Origin of the sequence: Paenibacillus sabuli, from assembly GCF_014705605.1 — a bacterium.
Classification (GTDB): Bacteria; Bacillota; Bacilli; order Paenibacillales; family Paenibacillaceae; genus Paenibacillus_D; species Paenibacillus_D sabuli.
This window is the reverse complement of record NZ_JACXIZ010000008.1, coordinates 1-11,631: the sequence shown is the minus strand read 5'-3', so window position 1 is coordinate 11,631 and position 11,631 is coordinate 1. Positions and strand designations below refer to the sequence as shown.

The 11,631-nt window shown below is 63.8% G+C and carries 9 protein-coding genes; 8 read left to right on the top strand and 1 reads right to left on the bottom strand.

The window, feature by feature from the left end; all coding sequences use genetic code 11:
- The first annotated feature begins 43 nt into the window (after window positions 1-43).
- The gene (locus IDH44_RS02920) at window positions 44-1,129 is read left to right on the top strand and encodes an ABC transporter substrate-binding protein (RefSeq protein WP_190914533.1); all 1,086 of its coding nucleotides are present in this window, start codon (window positions 44-46) and stop codon (window positions 1,127-1,129) included.
- A gap of 399 nt (window positions 1,130-1,528) precedes the next feature.
- Here IDH44_RS02920 and IDH44_RS02915 read toward each other — a convergent pair whose 3' ends face one another.
- Window positions 1,529-2,428, bottom strand: a complete 900-nt coding sequence (locus IDH44_RS02915; RefSeq protein ID WP_190914531.1) for an AraC family transcriptional regulator — start codon at window positions 2,426-2,428, stop codon at window positions 1,529-1,531.
- 350 nt (window positions 2,429-2,778) lie between these two features.
- Between IDH44_RS02915 and IDH44_RS02910 the strand changes: the two genes are divergently transcribed.
- The 7 genes from IDH44_RS02910 to IDH44_RS02880 form a co-directional block, all read left to right on the top strand.
- Window positions 2,779-4,071, top strand: coding sequence for a Gfo/Idh/MocA family protein (locus IDH44_RS02910; RefSeq protein WP_190914529.1), 1,293 nt, complete (start codon window positions 2,779-2,781; stop codon window positions 4,069-4,071).
- Window positions 4,072-4,115: 44 nt separating this feature from the next.
- Entirely contained in the window at window positions 4,116-5,522 is a 1,407-nt protein-coding gene (gene uxaC, locus IDH44_RS02905) for a glucuronate isomerase (RefSeq protein WP_190914527.1), read from the top strand.
- 661 nt (window positions 5,523-6,183) lie between these two features.
- Window positions 6,184-7,518, top strand: a complete 1,335-nt coding sequence (locus tag IDH44_RS02900) for a 5'-deoxyadenosine deaminase (RefSeq protein ID WP_190914525.1) — start codon at window positions 6,184-6,186, stop codon at window positions 7,516-7,518.
- A gap of 108 nt (window positions 7,519-7,626) precedes the next feature.
- Complete coding sequence (locus tag IDH44_RS02895; protein ID WP_223869326.1) at window positions 7,627-8,673, top strand: XdhC family protein; 1,047 nt, start codon at window positions 7,627-7,629, stop codon at window positions 8,671-8,673.
- The gene (locus tag IDH44_RS02890) at window positions 8,645-9,205 is read left to right on the top strand and encodes a nucleotidyltransferase family protein (RefSeq protein ID WP_263364353.1); all 561 of its coding nucleotides are present in this window, start codon (window positions 8,645-8,647) and stop codon (window positions 9,203-9,205) included. The genes IDH44_RS02895 and IDH44_RS02890 overlap by 29 nt, the downstream gene beginning before the upstream one ends.
- Window positions 9,206-9,325: 120 nt before the next feature.
- The gene (locus IDH44_RS02885; RefSeq protein WP_190914521.1) at window positions 9,326-10,402 is read left to right on the top strand and encodes an FAD binding domain-containing protein; all 1,077 of its coding nucleotides are present in this window, start codon (window positions 9,326-9,328) and stop codon (window positions 10,400-10,402) included.
- Window positions 10,393-11,631: molybdopterin cofactor-binding domain-containing protein (locus IDH44_RS02880; RefSeq protein WP_190914519.1), on the top strand; the 1,239-nt coding region annotated here is incomplete at its 3' end. The genes IDH44_RS02885 and IDH44_RS02880, both read left to right, overlap by 10 nt.

Below are 11,631 nucleotides of genomic sequence, written 5' to 3'. Positions count from 1 at the left end.
TACTACAACATTCATGCGAAATGCAAAAGGAGAATGAAACGCAATGAACAACGCGACATTGAAATCGAAATCGAAACGAATCTGTATAGCGGCGCTGCTGCTGATCGGCGCACTGGCGCTGGCGGCATGCGGCGCAACGAATGAAGGCGCGACGAACGGGAGTGCGGCGGGCGGCGATTCGCAGGCTGCCGCAAGCGGCAACGGCGCAGCGACAAGCGGCGCTGCGGGCGAAGACGAGGCGGGCAGTGAGGCCAATTCCGCCGACGCGGCCGCTGCGGACGCGGAGGCAGGCCAGTGGCCGCGCACCATCGAGCACGCAATGGGCGAGCTCGTCCTGGAGGAGCGGCCGGAGCGCGTGGCGAGCGTGGACATCATGGGCACCGACTATCTGCTGGCGCTCGGCTTCGCGCCGGTTGTCTCGGAGGGCTTCAGCACGAAGGCGCGTTCGCCGATATTTGCCGAATATGCGGAAGGGATGGACGTCGTCGATCTGGGCGGTAAGACGAACCTGGAGACGCTGCTGGAGATGGACCCGCAGGTGATCGTCATGACGAGCTCGGGCAAGGGCGCGCGCTTCGAGGAATTCGACAAGCTGGCGCCGTCGGTCGTCATCGACTTCTCGCTGAGCGCGCCGGATCGGCTGCGCAAGTTCGCCGAGGTGATCGGAGCCGAGGCGAAGGCGGAGGAAGTGATCGCCGACTTCGAGGCGCTCAAGGCCGAGGCGGTCGAAGCGGCCAAGGGGCATGCGGACGAGACGGTGCTGTTCCTCGTCTCCAACGGCAAGGACTTCACGGTCGTGCATCCGGCCAATTTCCCGATTTATTACGGGGAAGTGGGCTTGAAGCCGGTGGAGGGCTTGCCGGAGGATGGCAAGATCGGCGGCCGGATCGGCATCGAGGCGCTCAGCGAATTCGCCCCGGATCATATCTTCATCGCCGAGAACCGGCGCCAGATGAACCCGGACGATCCGCAAGGGCTGATCAACATCTGGACTGACAATCCGGTGTGGAACAATCTCAAGGCCGTGCAGAGCGGCCAGGTGTACTCCGTCGACACGCTGGTCGGCGACACGTTCTTCCTGGGGCAAGTGGCCGGGCTGCAGGCGATTGTCGAGCATTTGGGAAGCTAGTGGAATAGCTGACCGCCCGAGAAGTGATATTGGCTGGAAATAGCGTGAAAAAGTAGCGTTATTGCATGTGGGAGAGGGTGGCGACATGGCAATAGAGTGAAAAAGTCATGCTAATGGGTGTGCGGGGGACCGTCGGGATTGCCATAGAGTGAGAAAGTCACGTTAATGCGTAAGAGAGAGGACGGCGAAGTAGCAATAGAGTGAGAAAGTCACGCTACTAAACGTAAGCAAGTCGCAAAACAAGCTCATTCTCATCCCAGGAGTGAAGCTGGCCGCGTAACCTCGAAATGCAAGCTTGGTTTCGCTTTTAACCTCGCCGTTCGCCTTGAAATCGAGCGAGCCCTGCGCTACGCGTGCAGGACCAGGCGCTCGATTTCGCGGAACGAAACGTACTCGGCCTTAGTACGGCCGAGCCATTTCGCCTTGCAGCCGGTAATCGCGCGGCGTCAGCCGCGTGATTTTTTTGAAGGTTTTGCCGAAGTGGGAGAAGTTGTTGAAGCCGGTCGCCGCCGCGACCTCGGTGATGCTCAGCTCCGACTCGCGCAGCAGCCGCTGCGCTTCCTTGACGCGCGTCAGCGTCAGGTAGTCGGTCAACGAGAAGCCGGTCACCTCCTTGAACATGCGGCTCAGGTGGTACGGGCTGATGTAGAAGCGATCGGCCAGCAGCTGCAGCTTGATCGGCTCCTCGTAGTGATGATTGATATAGCGCACCACCTCGGAAATTTTGCCGTGGATCGGTGTATCCAGATGCAGCGGCAGCGGCTCGTGGCGCTCGAGATAACGCGCCGCTAGGAGCAGCAGCTCGACGGCCGCGCGCGCCGGCACGAGCTCGAAGCCGGTCGGCCGTTCGCGAATCTCGGAGATGACGCGGCGCAGGGTCGCGTCGGCGGCGAGCTGCTCCTGCCGCGGCAGCCGCAGCACCGGGCTCGCCTGGCGGAACGGGCTGAGCAGGAACGCCTGCTGATTCGCGCCATGGCGTGTGAGGAAGCGCTCGTCGAAGTAGAGCAGCACGCGCTCGATGCTGTCCTCTCCGGCGGAGATTGTCTTGTGCAGCACGCTGCGGTCGATGAACACGAGGTCGCCTTGCTCGACCGTGTAGGTCCGGTCCTTGACGAAATAAATGCGGCGCCCGGCCACCAAATAATAGATTTCATAAAACGCATGAAAATGATCCGCATCCATGCTGTACGTGCCCGGCCGCTTCAAATACTCGACCACGACCTCGTCGAGCGTGCCGAAGTTGGCCGCTATCAGCCTCGCGTCGGTTTGCGTTCCGTTCTCGGTTTGCGTTCCGCTCATCGGTTTCCCTCCTTTGCGCCGCTTCCGCTGCGCCGGCACATTTTCAGCCACGTTATCGTCCGGCACGCAACGACAAGTTTCGCCGCATTACGCCGCGTATCCGCTATATATCGCCGCATTGCCGTCACATCGCTGCTACATACCGTCACATACCTGTTACATACCCGGTAAGAATTGCTGCATGCATGTCGAACTATACACCGTATACCGCCGCGATTGTCCGCGATCCAGCCGATTCAGCGCAAGATTTGCGGGGTCAGCATGCATATCCGCACCATATGACGAGAATTATAGCATTTGTATGCGTTAAAATGAAGGAGACAACGGCAAAGGAAAGGTGATCCTTACTCATGAGCAAAAAGAAAACGTACGTATTGGTCGGCTCCGGCGGACGCGCGCAATTTTTCTATTCGGCCATTGCAACCGATTTCAAGGAAACGTCGGAATTGCTGGCCTTCTGCGACGTCAACCAGACGCGCATGGACTACGCCAACAAGCAGTTGGTCGAGAAGCATGACTACCACGCTGTGCGGACGTACAAGTCCGAGGAATTCGAGCGCATGATCGAAGTCGAGAAGCCGGACACGGTTATTGTAACCAGCGTCGACCGTACGCATCACAAATATATCATCCGGGCGATGGAGCTCGGCTGCGACGTCATCACCGAGAAGCCGATGACCGTCGACGAGGTAAAATGCCAGGAGATCCTCGACGCGGTCGAGCGGACCGGGCGCAACGTGCGCGTCACGTTCAACTACCGCTATGCGCCGCATCATACGAAGGCGCGCGAGCTGATCGAGGACGGCGTGATCGGCAAGGTCAATTCCGTTCATTTCGAATGGCTGCTGAACACGCGCCATGGCGCCGACTACTTCCGCAGATGGCACCGCGACAAGCGCAACAGCGGCGGCCTGCTCGTGCACAAGTCGACGCATCACTTCGATCTGGTCAACTTCTGGATCAACTCGCAGCCGGAATCGGTGTTCGCTTACGGCGATCTGATGTTCTACGGCCGCGAGAATGCCGAAGCGCGCGGCGAGACGAAGTTCTACGAGCGCGCCACGGGCAACCCCAACGCCAAGGACGATCCGTTCGCCCTGCACATGGACGAGAACGAAAACCTGAAGGGCATGTACCTCGATGCCGAGCACGAGGACGGGTATCTTCGCGACCAGAGCGTATTCGGCGACGGCATCAACATTGAAGATACGATGGGTGTGATGGTCAAGTACAAAAACAACGCCATCCTGACCTACTCGCTCAACGCCTATCTGCCTTGGGAGGGCTACCGCATCGCCTTCAACGGCACGAAGGGCCGTCTGGAGATGTCGATCGTGGAGCAATCGTACGTCAACTCCGGCGGAGACAAAGCGCTCGAGGGCGCGCTCAAGGGCAAGTCGATCATCGTCTATCCGATGTTCGGAGCGCCTTATCAGGTGGAAGTAGAAGAAGGCAAAGGCGGCCACGGCGGCGGCGATCCGGTGCTGCTTAACGATCTGTTCGGCACGCCGGTCGAGGACCGCTTCAAGCGCGCGGCGAACCACGTGGACGGCGCCCGCTCGATTCTCACCGGCATCGCGGCCAACCGCTCGATTCAGACCGGTCAAGCCGTCAAGGTCGACGACTTGGTCGATTTTCGCTAGAATAGAGAAGTCGTCTATCACGCGTAAAAAGGTGGGAATCATGCATGAAACCGTTTTTAGATGAAGATTTTTTGCTGAAGAACGAAACGGCCAAGCGCTTGTATCACGACTACGCCAAGGAAATGCCAATCATCGACTACCATTGTCACCTCAGCCCGCAGGAGATCTATGAGAATAAATCGTTCTCCAGCATCACCGAGGCATGGCTGTACGGCGATCATTACAAATGGCGCGCAATGCGCGCCAATGGCGTCTCCGAGGAGCTCGTCACCGGCGGCGAAGGCGTAAGTGATTACGACCGCTTCCTGGCCTATGCCAAAACGGTGCCGAATGCGATCGGCAACCCGCTCTACCATTGGTCGCATCTGGAGCTGCAGCGCTTTTTCGACGTCAACCAGGTCATCAATGAGAAAAACGCGCCCGTCATCTGGGAGCTGGTCGAGGCGAAGCTGGAAAGCGACGGCTTCAAGGCGCGCGATCTGATCGTCAAGTCGAACGTCAAGGTCATCTGCACGACCGACGACCCGACGGATTCGCTCGAATATCATCAAAAGATTAAAGAGCTGCCGGACTTTGACGTCAAGGTGCTGCCTTCGTTCCGTCCGGACAAGGGGCTGGAGATCAATCGTCCGACGTTCCGCGATTGGGTGAGCAAGCTGGAGGAAGCAAGCGAATCGACGATTGGCGATTACGACGCATTGCTGGCCGCGCTTGAAGCGCGCGTGCGCTTTTTCCACGAGACAGGCTGCGTCGTCTCCGACCACGCGCTCGACTATGTGCCGTATGCCGAGACGACCAAGGAAGAGGCGGCGGCGATTTTTGCCAAGGCGCTCGGCGGCGAAGAAGTGACGCTCGAGGAGGAGAAGAAGTACAAGACGTATACGCTCGTCTTCCTCGGCAAGCTGTATGCGCGGCATGACTGGGCGATGCAGTTCCACATCAACGCTTCGCGCAACAACAACAGCCGCATGTTCGATCAGCTCGGACCGGATACCGGCTTCGACTCGGTCAACGACGGCGCGGTCGCCATTCCGATGACGCGGCTGCTCGATGCGTTGGCGGCGGACGACAGTCTGCCGCGCACGATCCTGTATTCGCTCAATGCCCAGGACAACGAGATCCTGGCCGCGATCACGGGCAGCTTCCAGGGCGGCGGCACCGCCGGCAAGATTCAGCTCGGCTCGGCCTGGTGGTTCAACGATACGAAGGACGGCATGCTGAGCCAGATGAAGTCGCTCGCCAACTTCGGGCTGCTGAGTCAGTTCGTCGGCATGCTGACCGACTCGCGCAGCTTCCTCTCCTACACGCGCCACGAATATTTCCGCCGCATTCTGTGCAACCTGCTCGGCGAGTGGGTCGAGGACGGCGAGGCGCCGGACGACATGGAGCTGCTCGGATCGATGGTGCAGAATATCAGCTACAACAACGCCAAGCACTACTTCCGCTTCTAGCTTGGTCTCTGTGACCGGCGTTACCCGGGTCGATGTTCATCGGCCCGGGTTTTTTGCGATGTCTCGCCTTATGCGCTCAGCCTTCTCGCCTTATGCGCTCAAATAATCCTTCCATATAATAATCCATAGCCAATAGCGCATGCTTCTTAAGATCTACCCGCTGCTCTAACGGACGCTAGCGACGCTTAGCGCCTCCATCGGACGCGTGCGCGTCTCTAACGGACACCAGTGACGCTTAGCGGGCATTTCAACCGCCTACTGGGCCCATCATCTCCGCTAAGCGTCGCTCATGACCGTTACACATGGAAGTGCGCCCAAAAACGGCGCTAAGCGTCTCCCTTGACCGTTACAGCTGGTTCCTCTGGAATTCTTGCACCCGCGGACCCGCAAACGGCGACAGTCCTTGCGAATGCGCTCGCTCATAAGGACAACTTCTTTCACTTTTGTGTAATATTTAGTTACATAATAGCATTGATTAGGAACTGTGAACCGATTATAATGTTAGTTAATATAACGTTAAGAGGATGGTCAGTTCATTTGTGCAACAAGCAGCCAGTTCATGTGTGTAACGAGAACCATGTCGTGTTAATGGATGCATGAGTGGGCGATAGGGATAAAGCACAGCGCCGCCGCATAATTCGATCATGAAGGAGGCGGTTGAATGACTGGCAAGCTAATCCGCAACGCGCAAATTGTGACGATGAATGCTGACAACGAGGTGCTGCTTGGCAACGTGCGAATTGCGCAAGGCCGCATCGCTGCGATCGGGCCGGAGGTGGCGGCCGAGGCCGGCGATCAGGTTGTCGAAGCGGGCGGCAAGCTGCTGCTGCCCGGCTTTGTCCAGACGCATATCCATCTGTGTCAGACGCTGTTCCGCGGACGCGCCGACGACATGGCGCTGATTGACTGGCTGCGCAAGCGCATCTGGCCGATGGAGGCGGCGCATGACGCCGACTCCATCTACTACTCGGCGATGCTGGGGCTGGGGGAGCTGATCCGCAGCGGCACGACCACGATCCTGGATATGGAGACAGTGCGGCATACCGACGCGGCTTTCGAAGCGATCAAGACGAGCGGCATGCGCGCGATCTCCGGCAAGGTCATGATGGACCACGGCACGGAGGTGCCGCCAGAGCTCCAGGAGGAGACGGCCGACTCTCTGCAGCAGAGCGTCGAGCTGCTCGAGAAATGGCACGGGGCGGCGGACGGACGCATCCAATACGCGTTCAGCCCGCGCTTCGTCGTCTCCTGCAGCGAGTCCTTGCTGCTCGGAGTGCGCGATCTGGCCACGCAGTACGGCGTCCTTATTCATACCCACGCCTCGGAGAACGAGACCGAGATCGCCATCGTGGAGGCGGAGCGGGGGATGCGCAACGTCGTCTATCTGGATCGGCTCGGACTGGCGCGTCCGAACCTGATTCTCGCCCACTGTGTGTGGCTGGACGACGAGGAGCGCGAGATCATTCGCCGGCGCGGCGTGAAAATGACGCACTGTCCGGGCTCGAACATGAAGCTGGCCTCCGGGATCGCCGAGGTGGCGGCGCTGCATGACGCGGGGATCGCCATCGGTCTGGGCGCGGATGGCGCATCCTGCAACAACAATCTCGATATGTTCCAGGAAATGCGGCTCGCCGCCCTGCTGCAAAAGGTCCGCCGCGGTCCCGAGGTCATGCCCGCGCCGCAGGTGCTGCGCATGGCAACGATGGGCGGAGCCGAGGTGCTCGGGATGGAAGGAGAAATCGGGAGCATCGAGGTGGGCAAGCGCGCCGATCTGCAGCTGCTCGATCTGGAGGACTATCATACCTATCCCTCCTACGACGCCGATCCGTTCGCCCGCGTGGTGTACGCTGCCACGCGCGGCGATGTCGACTCCGTCTGGATCGGCGGCGAGACCGTGATGCGCGGCCGGCGCCTACTCACCATCGATCGCAGCGATACGCTGCACGGCGCGGATCGCGCCCTCGCGCGTCTGCTGCGGCGCCTGCCCGGCGCTTGATCGCCGCTACACGCGCGCTCGCAGGCCGGTCAAAGGCTCGCGCATGGGCGATGGCGCCGCGAAGGCGGCCTCACAGGGAAGACAGACTTGGCAAGGAGGCGACACGCGATGGAGATGCAGCGCATCCTGTCCTGGATCAAATACGATAACCGTCCGGCCGTGCTGGCCACGATCATCCGCGTAGAAGGGCATGCCTACCGCAAGGCCGGGGCGGCCATGCTCTTCGCCGGCGAGGAGGAGCGGGTCGGGAGCATCAGTCCCGGCTGCCTGGAGGCGGATCTGCAGCTGCGCGCAGCGGACGTCTGGCGCGAGGGCGTATCGGAGACCGCAGTCTACGACGCCAGCGACGCGGACGATCTGTCATGGGGCGAAGCGAGCGGCTGCGGAGGTACGATTCATGTGCTGCTGGAGCCGGTGAAGGGCATCTTCCGCGACCTGCTGTGCGTCATCCACGATCGGCTGCAGCGCGGGCAGACCTCCTGGCTGTATCGGCTGCAGGGCGAATCGGGCCTGCGCTACCGGCTCTCGGGAGATGCGGAGCTGCGCGACGCAGCGGAGGGAGACGGCGAGGTATTGCTGGCGCTGCGGATCGCGCCGCCGCCGCGGCTGGTGCTGTTCGGAGCCGGCGAGGACGTCCGGCCGATCGCATCGCTCGCGGCGCGCACCGGCTTTCGCATCGCGGTGGCCGATTGGCGTGAGCGGCTGGCGGCGCGCGAGCATTTCCCCGGCGCGCACATCGTATCCGGCGAGATGGAGGAACTGGTACGGGAGCTGGCGATCGGGCCGCAGGACTACGTGCTCGTCTGCAGCCATCAGCTGCAGCGCGACCAATCCTTTTTGGCCGCGGCGCTGGAGGCGGGGCCTCATTATGTCGGCGTCATCGGCTCCCGCGCGCGCGCCCGGCGCTTGCGCGAGGCCCTGGGGTCGCCGCCGGCGCTGCGGGGGCCTGTCGGCGTCGATATCGGCGCAGAGGGGGCCGAGGAGATTGCGGTGAGCATCGTGGCCGATCTGATCCGTGCCAGACGCGCCAGGCAGGCAGACGGACACGCAGAGGAAGGGGGAGTCGCCGATGAGAATCGCGGGCGTATTGTTGGCAGCGGGACGCAGCCGTCCGGATCGGTCAGGGATGGGGGCTCGCGCATCGTCCAAGGATGAGGCGGGGCGCGCCGATGCGCTGCAAGCGATGGCGGTCAGCGGCATCGATCCGGTCATTGTCGTCGTGAGCGCAGACGACCCGCTGGAGTGGCTGCCGGCGCCTGCGTCCGGTCGCGCATGGCGGGCGGAGACCTGCTTCACGGCGCATCTGGGACAGTCGTTCTCGCTGCGCTGCGGCATGAATGCGGCGCTGCCGGCCGATCCCGACGCGCTGCTCGTGGCGGTGGAGGGGCGTCCGGGTCCGTGTGTCCGTCAGATTGCGCGCCTGGTTGACGCTTTGGCGGAGGCCCCGGAGCTGGATTACGCGGCCAGCGCAGGCGACGGACGACTGGGGGCGCCGGCGCTGTTCGCGCGTTCGATGTACCCCAGGCTGCAGGAGCTGGAGGGAGACGACGGAGCGCGCGAGCTGCTCGCGGCAGCGGATGTGCGCGGCGTCCTCTTGGAGCCGCAGATGGAAGAATGGAATAATCTACACGACTCGGCACGCGATTCGATTGCGGCGCGTCAAGACTGGCCTGACAGGCGTCGCTAGTCTTGCGCGCCGTTTTTTGTATTCGGGGTGCGCATGCGAGGCGTGTGCGTGTGGGACGCGCGAGGCGTGGAGCGGGATGGTGTCGGGATCGGAGGGTGCGGTCAAGGAGGGGAGCGAGTGATGAGGACGATGGGTGAGCAGGGGCATGTCGGACCGGTCGTGATCCAGCCGCGCAGTATTGCTGCCGCGTGGCGCGCCAAGCATAGCCGCGGCGCGGCGGCCCGCTATTGCGCGGGCGCTACGCTGCTGCGCCTATCCTGGGAAGAGGGGGAGAGGGCGCCGGACTATCTGATCGATCTGCGGCAGCTGCCGGAGCTGCAGGGCCTGGCCTGGGACGGCGCGGCCTGTACGATCGGCGCGGGTCTCACGCTGGCGGAGTGCCTGCGCGACGGGGAGCTGTCGAGGCGCTTGCCGGCACTGGCCGCGGCGATGCGCGGCGTGGCGGCGGCAGGCGTCCGCACGCTGGCTACGATAGGCGGCAATGCCGCGGGCGGCGGGGATCTGCTGATCCCGCTGCTGGCCTGCGACGCCGAGCTGCTGTACTACGACGGCGGCGAGCAAGCGGAGGCGCTGCCGGCGACGCGGGCGGCGGATCGGCTCGGCGGCGCGGGAGGAGCCGCGCTGCTGTGCGGGCTGCGCGTGCCGCTGGCGGCGCTCGGGACCGACCGGTCCGGCCCGCTCGGGAGCCTTTGGTACGGCACAGACGCCGAGGATGCGCGCTGCGCGGGCGCGAGAGCCGGCGAGAACACGGAGGTGGCCTCCGCGGCCGCTCGCACCGGCCCCGAAGCTGCCGCAACCGCCGCCGCAACCGCAGCAGCCGTAGCAGCGAGCGGCCTCGCCGGGGCGGCGGACGGGGGCCGCGGCTTCGACCGCTACGCCAAGCTCGGGCGGCGCGAGGCCTTCGCGCCCGCGCAGGTCGCAGTCGCGCTGAACGGCAGGCTGACGCGCGACGGCACGCTGCGCGAGCTGCGGATCGCGGCAGGCGGTGCAGGCGGCGTGCCGCAGCGCATGACGGAGGCGGAGCGGCTGGCGCGGGGCGAGCGGTGCGACGAAGCGCTGCTGCGGCGCATCGGCGAGGCGGTGGCGGAGGCGTGCGCGCTGCCGGACGATCCCTTCGCCGGCGCCGGGTACAAGCGCCGCGCCGCGGCTTCGCTCGTCGTCTCCGAGCTCTGGGAGGAGGTCTGCGCATGCTGGTGAATCGCGAAGCGAGCGGCCCGCGCTGGCGGCCGCGGCCGGATGGCCCGGACAAGGTGACGGGGCGGCTCGCCTATCTGACGGATCGCACGGCCCCGGGCATGCTGTACGGGCGCGTGCTGCGCAGCGCGCACCCGCACGCCCGCCTGCTCGGCGTGGATACCGCGGCCGCTGCGGCGCTGCCCGGCGTGCGGGCGGTGCTGACCGCCGCGGATGTGCCGGGGCACAACGGCTACGGCATCGCGCGGCCGCATCAGCCGGTATTCTGCACGGACCGCGTGCGCTATGTCGGCGATGCGATCGCGGCGGTCGCCGCCGATACGCCGGAGCTCGCGGCGCGTGCGCTGGCGCTGATCGAGGTCCGCTATGCGCCGCTGCCGGTGCTGGACGATCCGCAGGCCGCCCTGGCCGAGGATGCCGCCTTGTTGCACCCTGAGGGCAATGTGCTGCACAGCGCCGCGTATACGCGCGGCGAGATCGCCGCAGGCTTCGCAGCCTGCGCCCACATCGTGGAGGCGGTCTACGAGACGCCGCGCCAGATGCATGCCTACATGGAGACGGAGGGCGGCCTGTTCGTACCGGAGCCAGACGGACGCCTGAGCGTCTACGCCGCTTCGCAGCATGGGCGCATGGACCGCCTGCAGCTGGCGCGTATTCTGGATCGCCCCGAGTGCGAGATTCGGGTCGTCTCCAGTCCGATCGGCGGCTCGTTCGGCGGCAAGGACGAGCTCAATGTGCAGCCGTACGGCGCCTTGCTGGCGCTGCGCTGCGGCCGTCCGGTCAAGGTGCATCACACACGCGCCGAGTCGGTGCGGGCCGGCATCAAGCGCCACCCGATGCGCATTGCGATGCGGACCGGCGCGGACAGCGCGGGCCGACTGCTTGCGCATGAGGTGGACATTGTAGCCGACACCGGCGCGTATGCGACGTTGGGGGCGGAGGTGCTTAATTTTGCCGTCGAGCATGCGCTTGGCCTGTATCGCTGTCCGAATGTCACCGTCACCGGCCGGGCGGTGTATACCAACAACGGCGTCTCGGGGGAATTCCGCGGCTTCGGCGGCAATCAGGCGCTGTTCGCGCTGGAGGGGCAGATGGATCGGCTGGCGGCGCGAATGAAGGTCGATCCGTGGCTGCTGCGCGGCCTGAACCTGCGCCGTGCCGCAGACCCCGGCCCGCTCGGCCAGCGCATCGCGCCCACCGACGGCGCGCGCCAGGTGTGGGCGGCGCTGGAG

Coding starts and splice junctions, on each gene's coding strand:
- IDH44_RS02885 (WP_190914521.1), top strand. CDS start 9,326: ATGAGGACGATGGGTGAGCAGGGGCATGTCGGACCGGTCGTGATCCAG.
- IDH44_RS02890 (WP_263364353.1), top strand. CDS start 8,645: ATGGGGGCTCGCGCATCGTCCAAGGATGAGGCGGGGCGCGCCGATGCG.
- uxaC (WP_190914527.1), top strand. CDS start 4,116: ATGAAACCGTTTTTAGATGAAGATTTTTTGCTGAAGAACGAAACGGCC.
- IDH44_RS02900 (WP_190914525.1), top strand. CDS start 6,184: ATGACTGGCAAGCTAATCCGCAACGCGCAAATTGTGACGATGAATGCT.
- IDH44_RS02895 (WP_223869326.1), top strand. CDS start 7,627: ATGGAGATGCAGCGCATCCTGTCCTGGATCAAATACGATAACCGTCCG.
- IDH44_RS02910 (WP_190914529.1), top strand. CDS start 2,779: ATGAGCAAAAAGAAAACGTACGTATTGGTCGGCTCCGGCGGACGCGCG.
- IDH44_RS02915 (WP_190914531.1), bottom strand. CDS start 2,428: ATGAGCGGAACGCAAACCGAGAACGGAACGCAAACCGACGCGAGGCTG.
- IDH44_RS02920 (WP_190914533.1), top strand. CDS start 44: ATGAACAACGCGACATTGAAATCGAAATCGAAACGAATCTGTATAGCG.